The organism is Spirosoma sp. (genome assembly GCF_026391055.1).
Lineage (GTDB): Bacteria > Bacteroidota > Bacteroidia > Cytophagales > Spirosomataceae > Spirosoma.
This window is the reverse complement of record NZ_JAPLET010000010.1, coordinates 18,212-37,168: the sequence shown is the minus strand read 5'-3', so window position 1 is coordinate 37,168 and position 18,957 is coordinate 18,212. Positions and strand designations below refer to the sequence as shown.

General features: G+C 47.1%; 18 protein-coding genes, 1 tRNA gene and 1 pseudogene. 6 read left to right on the top strand and 14 right to left on the bottom strand.

Annotated features, from left to right (window positions below):
- Nucleotides 1-753 precede the first annotated feature (753 nt).
- A complete protein-coding gene (locus NT073_RS02450) occupies nt 754-1,302 on the bottom strand; it encodes a hypothetical protein (protein WP_297368256.1) in 549 nt (182 codons plus the stop codon).
- A 396-nt stretch (nt 1,303-1,698) separates the two neighbouring features.
- Here NT073_RS02450 and NT073_RS02445 point away from each other — a divergent pair, with 396 nt between their 5' ends.
- On the top strand, nt 1,699-2,883 hold the full coding sequence (locus tag NT073_RS02445; protein WP_297368253.1) for a type IIL restriction-modification enzyme MmeI: 1,185 nt from the start codon (nt 1,699-1,701) through the stop codon (nt 2,881-2,883).
- Between the two features lie 21 nt (nt 2,884-2,904).
- Nucleotides 2,905-5,169, top strand: a pseudogene (locus tag NT073_RS02440) (DNA methyltransferase); the annotation flags it as partial.
- 107 nt (nt 5,170-5,276) lie between these two features.
- On the opposite strand, the gene NT073_RS02435 reads toward NT073_RS02440, so the two are convergent.
- The 8 genes from NT073_RS02435 to NT073_RS02400 all read right to left on the bottom strand — a co-directional run bounded on the left by NT073_RS02435 (nt 5,277) and on the right by NT073_RS02400 (nt 9,841).
- Complete coding sequence (locus NT073_RS02435) at nt 5,277-5,483, bottom strand: hypothetical protein (protein WP_297368246.1); 207 nt, start codon at nt 5,481-5,483, stop codon at nt 5,277-5,279.
- A 72-nt stretch (nt 5,484-5,555) separates the two neighbouring features.
- Nucleotides 5,556-6,488, bottom strand: coding sequence for a hypothetical protein (locus NT073_RS02430; RefSeq protein ID WP_297368243.1), 933 nt, complete (start codon nt 6,486-6,488; stop codon nt 5,556-5,558).
- 91 nt (nt 6,489-6,579) lie between these two features.
- The gene (locus tag NT073_RS02425; protein ID WP_297368238.1) at nt 6,580-7,035 is read right to left on the bottom strand and encodes a hypothetical protein; all 456 of its coding nucleotides are present in this window, start codon (nt 7,033-7,035) and stop codon (nt 6,580-6,582) included.
- 76 nt (nt 7,036-7,111) lie between these two features.
- The gene (locus tag NT073_RS02420; RefSeq protein WP_297368235.1) at nt 7,112-7,546 is read right to left on the bottom strand and encodes a hypothetical protein; all 435 of its coding nucleotides are present in this window, start codon (nt 7,544-7,546) and stop codon (nt 7,112-7,114) included.
- Nucleotides 7,543-7,875, bottom strand: a complete 333-nt coding sequence (locus NT073_RS02415; RefSeq protein WP_297368232.1) for a helix-turn-helix domain-containing protein — start codon at nt 7,873-7,875, stop codon at nt 7,543-7,545. Before NT073_RS02415 ends, NT073_RS02420 begins: the two co-directional genes overlap by 4 nt.
- Before the next feature lie 84 nt (nt 7,876-7,959).
- A complete protein-coding gene (locus NT073_RS02410) occupies nt 7,960-8,871 on the bottom strand; it encodes an RteC domain-containing protein (RefSeq protein ID WP_297368229.1) in 912 nt (303 codons plus the stop codon).
- Nucleotides 8,872-8,896: 25 nt separating this feature from the next.
- A complete protein-coding gene (locus NT073_RS02405; protein WP_297368226.1) occupies nt 8,897-9,181 on the bottom strand; it encodes a hypothetical protein in 285 nt (94 codons plus the stop codon).
- 426 nt (nt 9,182-9,607) lie between these two features.
- On the bottom strand, nt 9,608-9,841 hold the full coding sequence (locus NT073_RS02400) for a hypothetical protein (RefSeq protein WP_297368223.1): 234 nt from the start codon (nt 9,839-9,841) through the stop codon (nt 9,608-9,610).
- Between the two features lie 190 nt (nt 9,842-10,031).
- Here NT073_RS02400 and NT073_RS02395 point away from each other — a divergent pair, with 190 nt between their 5' ends.
- Nucleotides 10,032-10,319, top strand: coding sequence for a DUF3892 domain-containing protein (locus NT073_RS02395; RefSeq protein WP_297368220.1), 288 nt, complete (start codon nt 10,032-10,034; stop codon nt 10,317-10,319).
- A gap of 106 nt (nt 10,320-10,425) precedes the next feature.
- Here the strand turns inward: NT073_RS02395 and NT073_RS02390 are convergent.
- The 5 genes from NT073_RS02390 to lipB form a co-directional block, all read right to left on the bottom strand.
- A tRNA-Arg gene (locus NT073_RS02390) sits at nt 10,426-10,497 on the bottom strand.
- A gap of 115 nt (nt 10,498-10,612) precedes the next feature.
- Nucleotides 10,613-13,090: a ribonuclease R gene (gene rnr / locus NT073_RS02385; protein WP_297368217.1), complete on the bottom strand. Its 2,478-nt coding sequence runs from the start codon at nt 13,088-13,090 to the stop codon at nt 10,613-10,615.
- 199 nt (nt 13,091-13,289) lie between these two features.
- Nucleotides 13,290-14,027 carry a 3'-5' exonuclease gene (locus tag NT073_RS02380; protein ID WP_297368214.1) on the bottom strand — a complete coding sequence of 246 codons (738 nt, stop codon included), beginning with the start codon at nt 14,025-14,027 and terminating at the stop codon, nt 13,290-13,292.
- Between the two features lie 51 nt (nt 14,028-14,078).
- Nucleotides 14,079-14,483, bottom strand: coding sequence for a hypothetical protein (locus NT073_RS02375; RefSeq protein WP_297368210.1), 405 nt, complete (start codon nt 14,481-14,483; stop codon nt 14,079-14,081).
- An 82-nt stretch (nt 14,484-14,565) separates the two neighbouring features.
- Complete coding sequence (lipB, locus tag NT073_RS02370; protein ID WP_297368203.1) at nt 14,566-15,303, bottom strand: lipoyl(octanoyl) transferase LipB; 738 nt, start codon at nt 15,301-15,303, stop codon at nt 14,566-14,568.
- A 101-nt stretch (nt 15,304-15,404) separates the two neighbouring features.
- On the opposite strand from lipB, the gene NT073_RS02365 reads away from it, so the two are divergent.
- The 3 genes from NT073_RS02365 (at nt 15,405) to NT073_RS02355 (ending at nt 18,914) form a co-directional block, all read left to right on the top strand.
- Nucleotides 15,405-15,758 carry a YraN family protein gene (locus NT073_RS02365; RefSeq protein WP_297368198.1) on the top strand — a complete coding sequence of 118 codons (354 nt, stop codon included), beginning with the start codon at nt 15,405-15,407 and terminating at the stop codon, nt 15,756-15,758.
- A gap of 104 nt (nt 15,759-15,862) precedes the next feature.
- Nucleotides 15,863-17,335, top strand: a complete 1,473-nt coding sequence (locus NT073_RS02360) for a S41 family peptidase (protein ID WP_297368194.1) — start codon at nt 15,863-15,865, stop codon at nt 17,333-17,335.
- Nucleotides 17,336-17,423: 88 nt separating this feature from the next.
- Complete coding sequence (locus NT073_RS02355; protein WP_297368190.1) at nt 17,424-18,914, top strand: TonB-dependent receptor; 1,491 nt, start codon at nt 17,424-17,426, stop codon at nt 18,912-18,914.
- Nucleotides 18,915-18,957 lie beyond the last annotated feature (43 nt).

The window sequence follows — 18,957 nt, the reverse complement described above, 5'->3', positions numbered from 1 at the left end:
CTATGCCTGCATAGAAAACAAACGTCTGAAAACAGTAAAAACATTCACACATATAGTATGAAGGCTTTTACTGTTGTTTTGCTCCCGAAGGGACTTGAATATTTATTGTAAATAGCTGATTTACAGATTCCTTTTTAAGGATTTTAAAAGTGGTTGACGGCTTAGTTGACGGTTTGCTAAATATGCCTAACTATTTATAAGATAGTTGACGAATAGGTTGACGCTGGGTTGTATTCTTACCTCTTCATTGGTCTTTATTGGCTAGTTTGTTTGGTCAGAGCCAGGCGGGTGGGTGTTTTTAATGATAGTTCTGCCGGGTTGATTGACATCACAGTCTAAATTGGAAACACCTGTTACGTCACATCACGAAAACCGAAACATTTCAAAATGAGACGAAAAAGTTTTTACGTGCTCAAAGTCAGCTCATTTATAAACAAAGAAGCCCGCGAATTTTCTGAATTTGCGGGCTTCTCTTATGGCAATTATAGAAGGATGCCATCATAAGTTTTGTAAGTCTCTAATGCCAGCTATGAGTTGTAGCTAAACCACCTGTTTGCCTAGTTCTAGATCCCTTACGCTTTGTGTCGTTTTTTTCTTGTCGATACGTTTTAAATGAAACGTCGCCTTTATGAGATCTTTTTTGTATCTGTATTCGTCTGAAGACTATACACAGCGTCAATACTTGCACAAGCACTACAATAGCGATTTTAACGATAGTTGCTAATTGTCCCACAGTATTCAAGTCTATACTACTCATACTAATTCCTTGCGATAGCTCATATATAACGACAGCCCATAAACAGCTATTGTCAATATGAGATTGGTCCAAAAATCGAATAATTCACCTTTAGCCGTAGCTACATTTGCCAACGTCCATATCACAAACTCTACAAATAACAATAACCAACACCAACGGATAATGTTGTGATCGCGCTTGTGAAAACGGCCATATTCGAAGCCTAGATTATCTACGTATTTTGCAGTCTCTTGGTTTGTTGGCAATTCTTTGGGCTTCAGATTGCCAAGCAGTAACCCCATTGCAGCACTAATAGTGCCCACAATCCAAAACGTGCCGAGTTCTCGACTATTGGTAGCCCATTTAAGAATCCATTCAGCTCCGATTAAGACGAATGGAAACATCGCATTGACAATCAAATAAAAATAATCCCTCCCTTCAAGGGGTTCATCATCGTTTTTAGCCGTATTGATGAGCCTTCTTAGTAAATAGAAAGTGGGTACAAGTATAAGAGTTATAACAATGCCAAGAAAAATAACAACTAATAGTGTGGAAATATTACTCATTCGCAATTACTAACAACTTACTCTTGTTACTTTGACCCACTGATTACGAGTGCAATATAATATATTTATGAACTAATTGTTCCCATTTGATTAAACGGCTGACTCAACTATGCTTTGTTATGCAATGATCCTCATTTCCCTAATCTGACTTGCTGCTATGATGCTAAATTTCCGTCCTTTTACGACATATGAAAGGACAGTGGTACCCCCTTTCTAATTTTGACGGTGTTTCTTTTTGCCTAGACTAGCGGTCGTTAAAGGGCCTGTTTCCAAAGATTTCACCTACCCCTCCCCATTATATCCCAAGCACAACTAATGCTATTGAAATTATTATCATTATTTCTTAGGTCAATTTGCCTTTCCTGTTCAGTGTACTGATTATTATTCTATTCACCCGTGACTTACTTAGACTTTGAAGCCCGATGGAAACCGGCCGGAGGTGCCGAACGCGCCAACTATAGCCTGTTTCTACAAGACCTTTGCGACCTTATCGGCGTTACCCGTCCTGATCCCACTACTGACAATCCTATACAAGATGCCTATGTACTCGAACGGGCCGTTGAGTTTAACGACCACGGCAAACGAAGTATAGGCCGTATTGACCTTTATAAACGCGGTTGTTTTGTATTGGAAACTAAACAGGGAACTGAAACGCCCGACCAACAAAAGACCGCTGAACGCGCTGAATTAGGTTTGCCGCCTGAAAAACGCCGGAAAGGTCATGCCGTACGCGGCACAACGAAATGGGTACAAATGATGCAGACCGCCCGCCAACAGGCGTTAGGGTATGTACGGGCGTTACCAGCCGATGAACCCCGGCCCCTGTTTGTTCTGGTGGTTGACGTTGGTTATTGTATTGACCTCTATAGCAACTTTGCCGGGGTAGGTGATCAATTTGTACCTTTTCCTGACCAAACCCGCTATCGGCTCCCTTTGTCGAAACTGGCAGAGGAAGAAACGCGGGAAATGATACGGCTCATCTTCGACGACCCCCGCGAACTAGACCCTAGCCGACGTGCGGCCCGCGTAACGCGTGAATTGGCTGAATACCTAGCGAAACTATCTACACAATTAGAACGGGCGGGACATTCGCCCGATTTGGTGGCTCAGTTCCTTATGCGTTGTCTGTTTACGATGTTTTCGGAGGATGTAGGTTTGATACCTAAAGAATCGTTTACGGGCATGTTACGGCAATACGCACAACCTGACCTACGCGAATTTTTACCCGATGCCTTACAGACCCTTTGGCGTACAATGGATACAGGCGGATTTTCGCCCGACCTAAAGGCCCGTTTACGCAAATTCAATGGCAAACTGTTTCATGATGCCAGGGCGTTCACATTAACGGCCGATCAAATAGCCTTATTACTAAAGGCGGCTGAAGCTGATTGGACGGCCGTAGAACCGGCTATTTTTGGTACCTTACTGGAACGGGCGTTAGACCCCCGCGAACGGCATAGTTTAGGTGCTCACTACACCCCGCGCCGGTACGTTGAACGGTTGGTACTGCCTACGGTGCTGGAACCCTTGCGCCGGGAGTGGGCGGCTGCTCAGGCTGCGGCCGCACAGCTATTGGACTAGGGCAAAGAGAAAAACGCCCGCGCCGAACTGGAACGGTTTTTACGTCGGCTGACGACAATTAAAATACTAGACCCGGCCTGTGGTTCGGGTAACTTCTTATACGTTACCCTAGAACATTTAAAACGGTTGGAGGGTGAAGTATTGGCGGCTATCAACTCATACGGACAAACCGCCCTACTCAATCTTAGCGGAGGTACGACCATTTCGCCCCGGCAATTGTTGGGCCTTGAACTGAACCCCCGCGCGGCCGCTATAGCCGACGTGGTACTAAAAATCGGTTATTTACAATGGCATCTACGGACACACGGCGTTAGTGAATTACCGGAACCACTTTTAGACGAATACGAGAACATACGCCAACAGGACGCTGTATTGCAACACGGCCCGCCCGTTCCCCGTCTGGACGCAAACGGCCTACCCGTTACGCGTTGGGATGGTGTAACGACTAAATTACACCCCGCAACCGGCCAACCCGTACCAGACGAAACCGCCCGTACTACGGTTTATGACTATCCAAGCCCTCAACCCGCCGAATGGCCGCAAGCTGATTTTATAGTTGGAAACCCCCCGTTTGTTGGCCCCGCCCGTATGCGCGACGCATTAGGCGATGGCTATACAGAAGCGTTACGAAAGACGTATAAAGGTAAAGTTCCTGATTCGGCTGATCTGGTTATGTATTGGTGGTATAACGCGGCCGAACAAGTCAAACAGGGCAATACCGAACAGTTCGGTTTTATCACGACAAACAGCCTTAAGCAAACGTTTAACCGACGTGTAATGCAACCGTTTTTAGATGGTGATGCACCTACGTTAGCGTTAAAGTTTGCTATACCTGACCATCCATGGGTTGAAGGTGCAGACGGTGCGGCTGTAACTATCGCTATGACTGTTGCTGAAAGAACTACGCCTTCACGTTCAGGCGCAAACCTTTCAGGCCTGTTGTTAACAGTTAAAACGGCTACTGTACCTACCGGCGACGAAGCCGCTGAGGTTACTTTTGAAGCAAAAGAAGGAAGAATTTTATCTGATTTGACAATTGGTGCAGAATTGGATTCTGCTACCCCATTGAAGTCAAACGAAAATTTAGCTAATCGGGGAGTAAGCCTATTCGGTTCAGGGTTCATTGTAACGCGTGACAATGCCAAAACTTTAGGGCTAGGTCAGATAGTTGGACTCGAACGGTATATCCGTGAATACCGTAATGGAAGAGACTTAACGGATAGGAACCGTGATGTACTAGTTATTGATTTATACGGCCTTACTATAAAAGAAGTTTTAGAAAAATACCCTTCTGTTTATCAACATCTAGTAGAAACGGTTAAACCTGAGCGTGACCTTAACAATCGTGCATCCCGTCGCGAAAACTGGTGGCTGTTTGGGGAAACCAATCCCAAACTACGGTCTATGTTGAAGGGCATACATCGGTATATAGCAACAGTTGAGACCGCCAAACATCGTATTTTTCAATTTTTAGATACAACAATATTACCTGATAACAAGTTGGTCGCTATTGCTCTAGACGATCCTTACTACTTAGGAGTTTTGTCTAGCAATATTCATATGGTGTGGGCTCTAGTAAGTGGAAGTGACTTGGGGGGTAATACGCCCGTTTATGTTAAATCGCGTTCTTTTGAGCCTTTCCCTTTCCCTAATGCAACAACGCAACAGCATGCCCGTATTTGTGATTTAGCCGAACAGTTAGACGCACACCGCAAACGGCAACAGGTAGCAAACCCTACCCTAACACTAACCGATCTATATAACGTCGTAGAAAAGTTGAGGGCGGGGGAATCCTTAACTACCAAAGAGCAAACGATTAATAAAATGGGGTTGGCGTCGGTGGTACTCAGTTTACACCAACAGATTGACGCGGCCGTTGCCGATGCCTATGGTTGGCCGCACGACTTACCAGAGAGCGAAATATTAAACCGCCTTGTTCGGCTGAACCATGAACGAGCCGCTGAGGAAGCTGCCGGGCATATTCGCTATTTGCGCCCCGAGTATCAGGCCCCCGGCCAACAACAGTTAGGTATTGACCTGCCTACTACGGCAACAAAAACAAGTGCTATCGTTACTGATACAGTTAAACAGGATTGGCCTAAAGAGTTGGCCCAACAGATGCAAGCCGTTCGGGATACCGTACAACAGGCGGGCGTTCCGCTAAGTACAAAACAGGTTGCCGCCTTTTTCCAGAAAACCCGGCCCGAAAAAGTACAACCGTTATTAGATACGTTAGCCGCCCTAGCGTTGTTACGTCAAACGCCCGAGGGTTCCTATGCTATGTGATTGACCCAAAATGTTACGCCCCTTTAAGATTACCTAAACGGGTATCTAAACGAGATATATACATTCAGCAGAAAAACCTGACTGGGTTAGTTAACCTAGTCAGGTTTCTAGGTCAATTCCTCAACAAACACGTACTGACCTTGTTGGTCGGGTTGTACCGAAGTATGTGCATCGGCTCCGCCAAATACAATCCGGTCGGGGATTTCGGTAGGATAAGCCGAACACGTCATTTTGCCACGCTCATTAAAACTATAGCGGCAACGCAAACAAGTAGGGAGGGTGAATAGTCGTAGCCCGGTTAGATCGTTAGTCATAGAACTTAAGATACACTTTTTGCGGAGTATAAACAACCTATCAAACCCCTTCTTTCGTTTTATACAGCACGTTCAAAATTGCACTTCGTAGGGCGTACCTTTCCAGTAATCGAGCGCGGCCCGCTGTTCGGGTGTAAGCCGTAGCGTGTCGGTTACGTCGAACAGTGTAGGGGTATTGTAAATCCTGTTAACATCACGTCGGAGATTGTTACGCTGGTTACTTTCCCTATTCCTGACGTTGTGAGCCGCCCGACTGTATTGGTCCTCTTTAGAGCCTTTGGTGTACTGCCGGTGTTGGCGTTCGAGCGTCAGTAACAGGTCATCATTATTGCGTAGCATAGCCGCCGATACAAACCTTTGCTGCGGCTGTGGCTGATCAATTGTCACACCCGTAACCGGACAGATAACGCCCCCCGCCGTGGATGTGCCCAGTTTTCCCTTGTCACAATGTACCTCGGAATATAAAGGGTTAATTCGTGACATACCGGCATTTTGGAAGTCGGTTAATTTGTGACTCGTTGCCCCCGGAGTGATCACTGTTTTATCACTGTTTTTAGTCTCAGTAACCCCGTCCAAGATGTCAGGTTTTGACAAGTTTTGCCAGACCTTTTTACGGTCGTTAAACCGTGTCAGAAGATTGTCATCTACGGCCGTTAGCTGCGTCCATTTTTGCTCAATGAGCGTAGAAACATCTTCCTGCCAGTTGTTACCGTATTGATTAAGTAAGACACGAAAACGGTCTTTATTGCGGCTCAGGCGTTGGTGGTGGGTTGCGGCCTGTTTTGGAGTTAAATCATTGGGTGTATACCAATAGCGCGGATTACGGCATTGTTGATAAACGGCCCGTTCTTTAACCGGTAAGGTTTTTAAGTTGATTGCAGGATCATCAAACAAAATGTTGTTAAACGTATTGACCAGTAAGGATCCCAACGGTCTATAATTCGCTACATTTAGCAAGTCAGCCAACGTGCGTAATTGAACGCCAGTACCATTAAAGTACTGCATCTTTCTAACCCGAATCTCAAACCGTAGCAGGTCACTGCCTAGCCCCTTCTGTTTGCCTTTATCATAGATTTTTACAGTGTAACGTTTTCGATTACAGGCGTAATACGGCGTCTGACTGCATGAATCTAATGCAAAAGGCTGTTTTTTTGTAACAGATGAGGTTAGCAAATACCTGGCTAATGGCAAATGGCAATTCAATGTTAACGCCGAACTCAATGTTATTGATTTTCGACTCAGACAGGTTGAATCCGTAGTCAGTTACTAGCCGGTTGAGCGTCAATAACAGGTCGTTTGCCGTGTATTGGTCGGCATTATGAATCCCATTGTTATAGAATTTGTGCAAACTACCTTTTACCTCAACTCGATACCCCTGCCCTGTTTGGTACGGTATGAGCCGAAAATTTAACCCCTGATCCTGCGCCCTACGTATTGGACTGAGTATAAAACCGGTTTGCGTATCAACCAATCCCCCAAACGTCAGGCGGTCGTTTTTTAGCAGAGCGTCAACGTTTACCGAAACGTCTTGCACTTTGATTCCGTCGAACATGGTATAGTGAACCCGCCCCCACGATTAACGCGTAGTACTTGCCCAAGTGGGGGCGGGTCGATACGTGAGAAATGAATCAGAGTAGCCCCCGGTTGACGATAGCCGACACAAACGCGGCCCGGTCTTTAGGAAAAGGGTAGTAAGCCGGGAAATAGCGGAGGACCATACGCCCGGCGTCGGCTGAGAAGTGAATTAGTACACCGTTACGGACCTTGCTACCGCCCTGTCCGAACGTCATAACATTGCCAATATAAACGCCTGCATGGTCGGTGCGTTGCAGTCCAGTAAAGAACTTGATTGTTCGCCCTGCGCCTTTGCCCGTTCCTTTCTTCTGCGTTTCGGGACCTCTCAAGATAAATTCTGCGTCTATCTTGTCATTGAACCTTCGTTCTTCAACAGTCAGCTCACGCGGAACCTTACAGAAACCCGGCTCACATTCTTTGACAATGTAACGCCCCCTGTCAACGTCAAGGCGATACGTCAGGCGGTGGGAGGTTGGTATATAGGTCATGCTACCCGCCCCTCCCCGGCCTTATTCTTAAAACGACGTGACTCCTTGAGTGCGGCCAACACGTCAGCGCGACTATAGCGAACCCGCCCGTTAATTTTGAGGGGCACCAATACAGCCGGGCGTTCGTCTGAATCTTTTGCCCACTCGTGTAGTGTTGTAAGAGATACTTGCAACGTTTCTGACGTTTGCCGACGGGTCATTAGGTCAGGCAGGTCTGAGCCTTCCGGCGCGGGTGGTGTGTAGTTCGCTAACTCTGAGCGAACGGCAATCCGTACCAGTTCCGTTAACTGGTCGGGTGTTACTTGTATTTGTGTTACTGTGCCAAACATGATTCGTAACTGATTTAGTACGAACCAAAGTTGGTGGGTCTGAATAAGGGGAATGTACCAGTGGTATGAAGGTGGTATAAAGTATTAGTCTAGTACCCGTTTATCTAGGAGTGTTTGCAGATCATTAACAAACGTTCTGCCTTCTTGTGCCTTGTATGTCGTTGGCTTTCCTTTTGTTCCATAGCGGCCCTTCATCAGATTTGCCACGTCCAACGAATCAAGACCCAACATGGCCATAACTTGGTTTGCTAATTCTTTTTGTGTTACAGGTAGTCCTGTTGAGGTGTCACTAATACGGCCTGTTTTTGCAAGTGCATACACCAATTCCGCTAGATCGGTTTTATCTCCCTTCCATTCGAGTCTTATACCCGACTCTTTCATGGGAGAATCTGCATCAGTTATCTGCTCAATAAAATCTTCAAATGTGATTTTAGAATAATTAGTGTCAATGACAGTTGATAGTAATTTTTCAAGTTTATGCTCGTAACCACCACTGAACGACATATTAGCGAACACCTCGTCAAGATGTATGTCTATTGCCTTCTCTAAGTCAACAGTTGCTATATTCTTTCGATAAGTGTCTATTTTTTTATGCTCGGTCCTAAGTGGAGTTTCGTTTAGTTCAGCAACTGTTTTACCAGCATAGTATGCTTCAAAAATTTTCTTGTCTCTTGCTAATATAATCGGCTCAAGCTGTTCAATTGGTGCGATGGTTCTCCCGTTGTAATGACGATAACCTTTGTATGTGATGGTATGAGTATGCTCGTTGATTAAGTCGATCTCAAATGAATCTATATATTGAGTTGAAAATAAGTCTTTTATAACCCAATGTAGTTTTGTTGCATACTTGATTTTACTCGCTGTCGGGCCAAATTTCGCATCACTGACAATTTCGTAAATAAGCTCATAAGCTGGTAGACCATATTTCTGTTTATTGAATAATCGGAAAAGGTGAGCATTAATCTTTTCTTGTAGTTGCGTCGTTGAGTCCTTCATTATGAGGTGCGCCTAATGCCGGGGTTTATTTTCTCTTTCTGACTGATATTATTTTATAATCGAATCCTAGCAGGTACTCTTGCACTCTCTCGGGAACGAGTGCCGCGTAAGTAGCGGCTTTGGCTTTCTTACCACGTTCTGAAAATAGTAAGTACAGATCGAAGGCGGCTCCAGCAGGGGTAATAAAACTGCGATAGACTGATTCTGTTATTGGTTCTGGAAATTGGATGCCATGGTAAATGCAGTGCAATGTGTCTAAGTAAATTAGCTCTTCGGCTGGCGTCAGGCTGTGGTCAAAAACTGTTTCCATTAAGTTAAAATTTATCCCAGGGTGATCTTTTTGGATGATAAGTTATTCCACTCAGACACATAATGACGTTCATCTTGTATGGTTAGACCCATGTTTTGGAGCGCATTTGTTAGCGGAATATTCAGAGAAACTAGTTGAAACAAAGCAAAGTCTGTATGTTTCTTTTCGGTTTCTGGGCTAATCAGAAATTCAGAGTGCAAACCTTCAGTTAATTCATCTTCCGCATTGAGTTATGATAAAGGAAGAAGGTAAAAAGTAGACAAAAAAAGTAAGCATAAGTAAGCATTTTGCTACAGTTGAAGGGAAAATGGGATAGACGTAACGGAGAAATGTAACGGATAGTAACGGAGTAGCTCTATCGCCTTTAATCAGATTTAGCCACTACTGTATAGAAACACTAACCTTAGAAATCTGATGCTATGCCGCCTACCGCTGAATAATCAAGCCGATAGGTTGCACCAAATCAGCAAACTCCTGTACGTATTCGTCCCGTAGTTCGGTATACTGCCGAATCGCTAGTTTATCGGGTTGTTCCTGATTCGTATGCCGATCAATAGCCGCGTTTGTGTGTTCAATCAGGTCGAGTAACCGGGCCACCAGTGCGGCCCGATCATCCGTGTTATTTGGGTCTTGGTCACGTGCTATTAAGACTGTCTTCATGATTAGAAAAGATTAGAGGTTACGCAAGATGACTGATTATAAGCAAATGCTTAATTCCATACAAAGGTCGATGCCTTAATAAAATCTTGTAAAAATAGTGGTAGTAAAGCACTTACCTTTTGATGGCTCATTCTATACATAATTGCTGCCAGAATGGTAGTGCTAGAATTCACTGATAGACAAGAAAGACATGGCACAACGAGTAGAGATTAAGTGCATTAACAAAACTGATCGTTACAATGCGCACGAACGAATTAGAAATATTGGAGGAACCAACGGGGATGGGAGTCGTTGGAGAATGAGTGTTTCAGATGCAATCGTCAAAATCGAAGACGGAACCTATTCTTTTTACGTAAGTCGTGGCGGAGCATCTGTAGATGTGATTGTTGCTAGTAACAACGGCAATAAATACATTAAAACAAAGAATGATGGCCTACAGCCCGACAATCTGTTGAGCTTACCAGAATGCCCTGTCTAGTCATGATGCCTTATTGGCTTTGATGCAGCCCAAAGGAGGATGTGATAATTGGTCGGAAACGAAAAAAGCCTTCACACTGTATGTATGAAGGCTTTTACTGTTGTTGTGCTCCCGAAGGGATTCGAACCCCTATCGTCGGTACCGGAAACCGAAATTCTATCCATTGAACTACGGAAGCAGGCAATGTCCCTGTTTGGGAGTGCAAATATAGCAGATTACACTACTAAAACGCAAGCCCTTTTCTAAACAACCGACAGGGATTACACCATTTTTTAGCGTAATCCCCATAAACACTATCGGCGACCGCGCCCTCCGCGTCGGTTTTCGCCTTTCGCAGCTACGCTTTCTTTACCCCGGCTGCCGCCTGCTTTGCGGCTGGACGACGACCCGCCCGACCGGCTGCTGTCGCTGCGACCCGACCGGCGGCCTGAGCCCGCATCGGTGGCCCGACCGGCGCTGTCGCTGACGAGTGCAAAGTCCATGCTTCGGCGGGCGAGGTTGGTTTCTTTCACCCGAACCACTACTGCATCGCCAAAGGTGTACATCTTTTTGGTACGGCTCCCAATGATGCGGTAATTGTCTTTGTCGAACTCGTAGAAATCGTCGCTCAGGTCCTGCATACGCACCAGGCCTTCGCAACTGTTCTCGGTAATTTCAACGAAGATGCCGAACTCGGTAACGCCCGAGATAACGCCTTCAAAAACCTGATCGGGAGCCATTCGGCTCATGAATTCAACCTGCTTGTACTTAATACTGGCACGCTCGGCATCTGAAGCCATTTTCTCTCGTTCAGACGAATGCCGACACTTCTCTTCGTATTCGTCGCGGTCGGCGGGTTTGCCTTTGTCCAGGTAATGCTGCAACAACCGGTGCGCCATCATATCGGGGTAGCGACGAATGGGCGAGGTGAAGTGCGAATACCGTTTGAAGGCTAGGCCGAAGTGCCCAAGGTCTTCGGTGCTATAACGCGCCTTCGACATGGTTCGTACGGCCAGTTGCTGAAGCATATTGGCTTCCGGTTTGCCCTCAATGCTTGCCATAAAGCGGTTCATGGAGTTCGACAGATGCTCATCGTCGACATTCAGTTTATAACCCAGCCTCCGGGCGAAGTCCGAAAAACTGCGGAGTTTGTCTTCGGCAGGCGACTCGTGTACCCGGTAGACCATCGTATTTTCTTCGCCCCCTTTGTTGCGCTTCGAGAGCGAATGGACAAACTCGGCTACCCGTTTGTTGGCCAGCAGCATAAACTCTTCAATGAGTTTGTTGGTATCCTGCCGAATTTTGGGGTAAACGGCCAGCGGAACGCCATTCTCGTCGAGCCGGAAGCGTACCTCAACCGTTTCGAAATTGATCGCTCCATTTTTGAACCGCTCGTCGCGAAGTTTGTAGGCCAGCTCGTTCAGCAGGCGCAGTTCTTCAATGTAGTCGCCACTGTTGCTGTTCAGGATGTCCTGCGCTTCTTCATAGGCGAATCGTCGGTTTGAGTGGATGGCTGTCCGGCCAAACCATTCGTTCACGATTTTGGCATCGGACGTCATCTCGAAAACGGCCGAGAAAGTCAGCTTATCTTCATTGGGCCGGAGCGAGCACAGGCCGTTCGACAGTTTTTCGGGAAGCATAGGCACAACCCGATCCACGAGGTATACCGAAGTGGCCCGCTTGAACGCTTCTTCTTCCAGTTTCGAGCCGGGCAGCACATAGTGCGTGACATCGGCAATGTGAATACCAATTTCGAAGTTGCCGTTGTCGAGTATTTGCACCGATAGGGCATCATCAAAGTCCTTGGCATCAATCGGGTCGATAGTGAAGGTCGTCACATCACGCATATCGCGCCGTTTCGCCAAATCCTTTTTAAGGATTTTAGTCGGGATGGCCTCGGCTTCTTTCTCCACATCGGCGGGGAAGTGAATCGGCAAACCGAATTCCGCCAGAATGGCGTGCATTTCGGTGTTGTTCTGACCGGCCACACCTAGCACGGTAATCACCTCGCCCTCAAACCGCTGTTTGCTGCTGTTGGGATCGGGGAATTTTGTCAGGCGAACAATGACCTTTTCGCCGTCATTGGCACCCCCGAGTTTTTCTTTCGGGATAAAAATGTCATCGTATATCTTCTTGCTGTCGGGCACTACAAAACCGTAAGTTGGCCAGACTTCAATGCGGCCTACCAGTTCTGTACGGCCCCGCTCTACTACGCTGGCTACTTTGCCTTCAATCCGCCGTCGGGCCGCATTACGTCCTCCGTTGCGCGAATCCTGAAAACGTACCACGCGTACGCGGTCACCATCGACGGCACCGGCGAGGTCGTCGGATGATACCCAGACATCGTCGTCGCGGTCGCGGGCGGTGCCAGCGGCTGTATCGGGAATAACAAAAGCAAAGCGTGAGTTAACGTGATCGACCACGCCTTCAACAATGTTGGCGTCGGCATCGGCGCGGTAAGTGCCGTCGGGCTGGCGCACAATGGTACCTTCGTCGGTCAGTTCGCCAATCAGGCCGTGCATAATAAGTTTCATGCGCCGGTCGCTGGTGTCGAAATGTTCGAGAACCTGCTCCTGGGTAAACGATTGTTCGTCGTTAATTTGAAAAAACGCCATGATGTCGTTTTTCATCTCATCCAGAAAGGAGTCTGCCTGTTGAATGGGGCGAACATGGTTTTTGCCTGATTTTTCTACCCCTTTTTCGCGTGGGCGTGCTGTGTGAGATTGCCTGCCGGCCGGTTGGCTGGCAGCATCCTTTGTATATTTAGTTTGTTTCGGTTTTCCGTTTCTCATGTTAAATGCCGGGTATGATTGGCCCGACTGAAAATTACAGACTGCTGTTGCAGTCATTCGTTATAAAGTTATCCGTCATTGAGTTCCTGACGTTTGGGTTAAGGCTATCGATGTCGAGAGAAGTACGGCTAAAACTCAAACGACAGGTTATTGTTGAGTACATGCATAATCAACTAATAACCAGATAACTACTAACTGCTCAATCACTCAATACAATATGCTCGTCGGCCACGAGCGGGGCACCCACCATTTTCAGGTAAACCTGCACCAGCATCACCATCGAGTCGCGGGCGTATTTCTCAATACGTGGCCAGTCGTGTTCGCGGTAATACACCTCGCTGGTGCGGTCGCCGGTCCATTCGAGGGGGCGGGTGGGTACATTAAGCACGGCGGCAAGCAGGTCGAGGGGCACAAAATGCCGTTTATCGCCAAATTGCCAATACTCAAGCGTGTCGCGGTGGGGAATATCCCAAGGTTTCTTACCGGAAATCTGGAGGGCTGGCGGTAATGGAAGTCCATTGGCCATCAGCCGCCGACACAGATAGGGAAAGTCAAATTCCTTGCCATTGTGAGCGCAAAGGGTCAGTTCGCCGGGTGGGTACCGATCCACGATGGCCAGAAATTCGGTGAGCAGGGGTACTTCATCGTCATTGCTGAGCAACTTCACTTTCAGGTGGGGTTTGTCGTCGTCATCGAAAAACAGCCCACCTACACCAATGCAGATAATCTTGCCAAATTCGGCGAAGAACGAAGCTCGTCGGTCGTACCAGCCTGCGGGCGAAAGTTCATCATCATGTTTAAAATACCGGCTCTTCTCTTCCCACTGTCGCTGCAATCGGGGATCAACCGATAGGAGCGATGGCTCTCCCGCCACCGTTTTGAGGTCGATAAACAAAAAGTTTTTAAGACGACGTTTCCAGGAGACGGGTTGAGGCATACGGTATTTTGAGTAGCGAAGGTAATCTGTTGTGCGGAGAGTCCGCGTTACTTAAGCGTGCAGAATTCCCTCCAGACCCAGTGCGGGGACGGTAACAAGATTTTCTTCAACGATGCTGTCGGGCACGAAGATGAATTTCTTGTCGAAAATCTGATCGTCGATAAAATAGCTGACCCAGTATTCATTATTCAGATGAAATACGTCGGGCATGATCGTTTCGACTACCTCATGGGCACCTGGCAGCACTTCTACAAAAAAATGCCGCAAGGTCGACGTTTTCTGCTCTTCGTCGTTTTTGAGCCCGTATCCCTTCGAGGTGACAAAGACCGTTTTAATCGGCACGTCGTTTTGATTAATCAGAAACACCTGCCAGTCGTAGCCATCAAGCTCATTCTCTTTCCGGGCAATTACTATCTGTACGCCCTCAACGGGCAAAAAATTAATGTCTTTTTTCATTGTCAAGGTTTAGATAAAAGCAAGGCTATAAAGATGGGGCCGGGTCATGTCCGGGCATCGGGCCACGTCTTGTATCACGATCTTACTGAGTAACCGGTTCCATGTCGAACAGAGTGAACAGATGCTGCTGCACTTTGTCTGACACCTCGTCCAGCGGCACCTCATGACCCAACTCAAGCGCCAGTGAGGTGACGGCTTTGTCGGTGATGCCGCAAGGGACAATATGGTTAAAATAACTCAAATCTGTGTTAACGTTCAAGGCGAAACCGTGCATCGTTACCCAACGGCTTGCTTTTACGCCTAATGCACAGATTTTTCGGGGGTTGTTTCCAGCCACATCGAGCCACACACCGGTGAGCCGCTCGGCTCCGACGCCCTCGATCCGGCCCGCCTGCAACCCGTAATCGGCCAGCGTCAGGATAATACTTTCTTCCAGCAGCCGCATGTACCGATGAATATCGGTGAAGAAATTATCCAGATCCAGAATTGGGTAGCCTACCAACTGGCCGGGGCCGTGGTAAGTAATATCACCCCCGCGCCGAATTTTGAAAAGCGACGCACCAAACTCCGAAGCGAGCCGGTTTTCATCGACTAAGAGGTTTTCTTCGTGCCCACTTGTGCCGATGGTGTACACGTGTGGATGTTCGCAGAACAGCAGGTAATTGGCGGTTGACTGCTGCTCATCCGGAGAACCAGCGCGGTTTGCCAGTTTCCGGTCAACGATAGTACTGAACAGACGCTCCTGTTCATCCCAGGCTTCCTGATACGCGATTGAGCCTAATTTACGAACGTCAACTTGTTTATTAATAACCCTGTTCATTGCTTTACGTAGGAACCAGCCTTTCATAAGGCAACTTCCTTGTATTAACAATCAGACGAGGCTGTTTCGTTCGATTTTGTCCCCGTAACCTACTTAAACCGATGGCGCAACACAATGAAACCGGCAAACAGGGCGAAGCCGAAGCCGCCCGTTACCTGCGTGAACAAGGCTATGAAATCGTGGCTCAAAATTACCGTTACCAACATGCCGAGATTGACGTGATCGCCAAAAAAGGGAAACTGATGGTCTTTGCCGAAGTAAAAACCCGCACCAACATCAGCTACGGTAATCCAGAGGAGTTTGTATCGTACACAAAGGCCAAACTGGTTATGAAAGCGGCCGAGCACTATATATTCGCTCACGGCTGGATGTTCGATATTCGGTTCGATATCATCGCTATTACGATGGCTAATAACCAAATGGCCGTAAAGCACATTGAAGACGCGTTTGCCTGAGAGGGCCAGCCGATTTTGGGCGTTAAATAAGTAGATATAACTAAATTTTTTCGCCACTGATTACGTTACTAATAGGCATTGAATTTGCACATCAGCAACTTACTATGAAGGTATCAAACGTTTGGCGCCCGGCTCTGCTTGTAGCGGTTTCGGCTACTATTCTTCTTACGTCCTGTAAAAAGACAGAAGATGGGTCGGTCTCACCCGGTAATGTATCATCTACAACGGCTGTAGCAGACGCGGAAGTAAATGACTGGATTCTGCAAAATATGCAGACGTACTACTTCTGGAACGATAAAATACCGGCGAATCCCAATAAATCGCTCAGTCCGGATCAGTTTTTTGCCTCCCTGCTAAATACTTATAATGCTACGAGTAATGCCGACGGCGACCGCTTTTCGTGGATTCAGGCGAGCGCCGAAGCATTGAAGGCTTCGCTGAGCGGACAGTCGAAGACAACGGGTATGCAATACAAGTTGTATTACCGGGATAATGCCAAGGCCACGGTTATTGCGTCGGTCCTATATGTGTTGCCAGGCTCACCAGCCGCCAAGGCAGGTATTAAACGGGGCGATGTTATCTCAAAAGTGAATGGGCAGATGTTAACGGGCACCAATTATTCCGAACTGTTGTCGGGGAGTAGCTCGGACACTTACACGTATGGGTTCGCTACAGTAGCCACTAACGGCTCAATAATCGATACCGACCAGACCAAACAGGTAACTGCTATTGTCTTTCAGGAAGACCCCGTTTTTCTGGATACGACTTACACTGTCAATGGTAAAACAATAGGGTATGTTGTTTATAATCAGTTTATTCCCGGTGTATATAAGTCGGATGGTACGACTGACAAGACGTATGATCTGAAGCTTGACAATATTTTTGCGAAGTTCAAGCAGAAAGGTGTGAATGAACTGGTGCTTGATCTGCGCTATAACCGCGGAGGGTATGTAAGTTCATCGACTAATCTGGCTAGTTTAATTGGTAAAAATGTAGATGCCTCCAAAGTGTTTTATGCCCAAAAGTGGAATTCTACAGCAGCGGCTATCTATGCCGCCAAGTATGGAGCTAACTGGAACGTTCAAAACTTCGTAACAAAATCCACGACTATCGGCGCGAATCTGAGCCGGGTATTTGTATTAACGACGGCTAGTACTGCTTCGGCCAGTGAACTGATTATAAATGGGTTAAGGCCATTTATGACCGTTACGACCATTGGTACTACAACCGTTGGTAAAAACGTCGGGTCCATTACCATTTCAGATGCTGCAGGACGTATCAAATGGGGGATTCAACCCATTACGTTCAAATCGGCCAATGCGCAGGGATTTACCGAATACGGCAATGGATTTACTCCGTCCGTTGAAGTGAAGGAACCAACCATAGCGATGAAAGCCTTTGGCGATTTGACCGAACCCATGCTAAGTGAAGCTGTTTTTCAGATTACGGGTACACGAAGTGCCCGTCGGGCAGCTACTGTAGAAATTGACCGGCCTTTGATTGGATCATCTCTCGACGAAAAAGCTGGTGGGGGGAACATGTACATCAGCGATACCGAGTTGGGACGAGCACATTAATATTGTATTATTTTGCGTTTAAGGCAGCCCAGAAGGCTGCTTTTGGCGTTTTATACTGTAACTTTAACATCAGCAAGCTAACGAGACTATGTACGAAAAGAATATAGGTACTAAGCAAAAAGCATTACGTATAAATCTTGACCGTCGTATTTATGGCTCCTTTGCCGAGATCGGAGCCGGTCAGGAAACTGCCGCTATGTTTTTTAAAGCAGGCGGCTCGTCGGGTACTATTGCCAAAACCATGTCGGCCTATGACATGACCTTTAGCGACTCTATCTATGGGGTTGAGGAAAGTGGACGGTATGTGGTGGAGTCCCGATTAGTGAAGATGCTCAACAAAGAGTATAGTTTGCTGGAAAAAAGATTAGCCGAAAAGCGCGGGTCCGACACTACTTTCTTTGCGTTTGCCAATACGGTTGTTGCGCTGAATTATCAGAAAACCAATGAAGCGCATGGCTGGCTCGGCTGTCGGTTTCAGTTGAACCCGCAGTCGGGTTACAACGATGTCATCATCCACGTTCGGATGATCGACAACGAGAACATTTTGCAGCAGCAGGCTCTCGGTATTATCGGTGTTAATTTGATTTATGGGTGCTATTATTACTCGAAATCGCCCGAAACACTTGTCTTGTCGCTCATGGACGATCTGGCTCCCGAACGGATTCAGATTGATATGATTCGGTTCAGTGGTCCCGATTTTGCCGATGTCGATAACCGACTGATGAGTTTACACCTCGTTAAAAACGGGTTTACCGATGCCGCACTCTTCGGACCCGACGGGCAGGTGCTCCAGCCATCGGAAGCCCTGTATAAGAAGCATATTCTGGTCATGCGTGGGCGACTTCGGCCCGTAACGAACGTCCAGATGGATATGATTGAAAATGGGCTGAGGCAGTTTAAGGACGAACCCGATGTCGACTCGAACCGGGTGGTGTCGATGGCTGAGCTGACACTGCACAACCTGAAAGCCAACGAACAGGGAATCGACGAGAAAGACTTTCTTGACCGGGTTGATATCTTGTGCTCGATGGGGCAGACCGTGATGATCTCCAACTACCTCGAATACTACAAACTCGTTGCTTATCTTGCCCGGTTAACGCGGCTCAAGATTGGCCTGATTGTGGGTATTCCGAACCTGGAGTACATTTTTGAAGAAGGGCACTATGAGTTTTTGCCGGGCGGTATCCTGGAGTCGTTTGCTACACTGTTTAGCCGGAAAGTCAAGCTGTTCGTGTATCCGACCCTAAAGCACGGAGCTATTTATACCTGCAACGAGTTCAAGCTGCCACCCACTTTAGAACCCTTATTTCAGTATCTGGTACGGAACGACAAAATCGAAGACATCACCGATTACAACGAACAGAACCTGCATATTTCTACGGATCATGTGCTCGAAATGATTCAGCAGGGTGAAGATGGGTGGGAAAATATGGTGCCTGCCCGAGTGGCTGAGCAGATAAAAACCAACTGTCTGTTTGGTTATCCGTGCGAGATAGAATATGTACCTATCGGTCAGCAGGTACGCCAGCAACAGGTAGAGGAACAAACGTCAACTACGTTATCAGCTCCTGTAAATTAACTCTCTTACTAACCACTGGATAGCTTTTTGGGGATAGCGGATG

Bases quoted from the DNA above. Each gene is read 5' to 3' on its own strand.
- NT073_RS02450 (WP_297368256.1), bottom strand. From the start codon at position 1,302: ATGAGTAATATTTCCACACTATTAGTTGTTATTTTTCTTGGCATTGTT.
- NT073_RS02435 (WP_297368246.1), bottom strand. From the start codon at position 5,483: ATGACTAACGATCTAACCGGGCTACGACTATTCACCCTCCCTACTTGT.
- NT073_RS02430 (WP_297368243.1), bottom strand. From the start codon at position 6,488: ATGCAGTACTTTAATGGTACTGGCGTTCAATTACGCACGTTGGCTGAC.
- NT073_RS02425 (WP_297368238.1), bottom strand. From the start codon at position 7,035: ATGTTCGACGGAATCAAAGTGCAAGACGTTTCGGTAAACGTTGACGCT.
- NT073_RS02420 (WP_297368235.1), bottom strand. From the start codon at position 7,546: ATGACCTATATACCAACCTCCCACCGCCTGACGTATCGCCTTGACGTT.
- NT073_RS02415 (WP_297368232.1), bottom strand. From the start codon at position 7,875: ATGTTTGGCACAGTAACACAAATACAAGTAACACCCGACCAGTTAACG.
- NT073_RS02410 (WP_297368229.1), bottom strand. From the start codon at position 8,871: ATGAAGGACTCAACGACGCAACTACAAGAAAAGATTAATGCTCACCTT.
- NT073_RS02405 (WP_297368226.1), bottom strand. From the start codon at position 9,181: ATGGAAACAGTTTTTGACCACAGCCTGACGCCAGCCGAAGAGCTAATT.
- NT073_RS02400 (WP_297368223.1), bottom strand. From the start codon at position 9,841: ATGAAGACAGTCTTAATAGCACGTGACCAAGACCCAAATAACACGGAT.
- NT073_RS02395 (WP_297368220.1), top strand. From the start codon at position 10,032: ATGGCACAACGAGTAGAGATTAAGTGCATTAACAAAACTGATCGTTAC.
- rnr (WP_297368217.1), bottom strand. From the start codon at position 13,090: ATGAGAAACGGAAAACCGAAACAAACTAAATATACAAAGGATGCTGCC.
- NT073_RS02380 (WP_297368214.1), bottom strand. From the start codon at position 14,027: ATGCCTCAACCCGTCTCCTGGAAACGTCGTCTTAAAAACTTTTTGTTT.
- NT073_RS02375 (WP_297368210.1), bottom strand. From the start codon at position 14,483: ATGAAAAAAGACATTAATTTTTTGCCCGTTGAGGGCGTACAGATAGTA.
- lipB (WP_297368203.1), bottom strand. From the start codon at position 15,303: ATGAACAGGGTTATTAATAAACAAGTTGACGTTCGTAAATTAGGCTCA.
- NT073_RS02365 (WP_297368198.1), top strand. From the start codon at position 15,405: ATGGCGCAACACAATGAAACCGGCAAACAGGGCGAAGCCGAAGCCGCC.
- NT073_RS02360 (WP_297368194.1), top strand. From the start codon at position 15,863: ATGAAGGTATCAAACGTTTGGCGCCCGGCTCTGCTTGTAGCGGTTTCG.
- NT073_RS02355 (WP_297368190.1), top strand. From the start codon at position 17,424: ATGTACGAAAAGAATATAGGTACTAAGCAAAAAGCATTACGTATAAAT.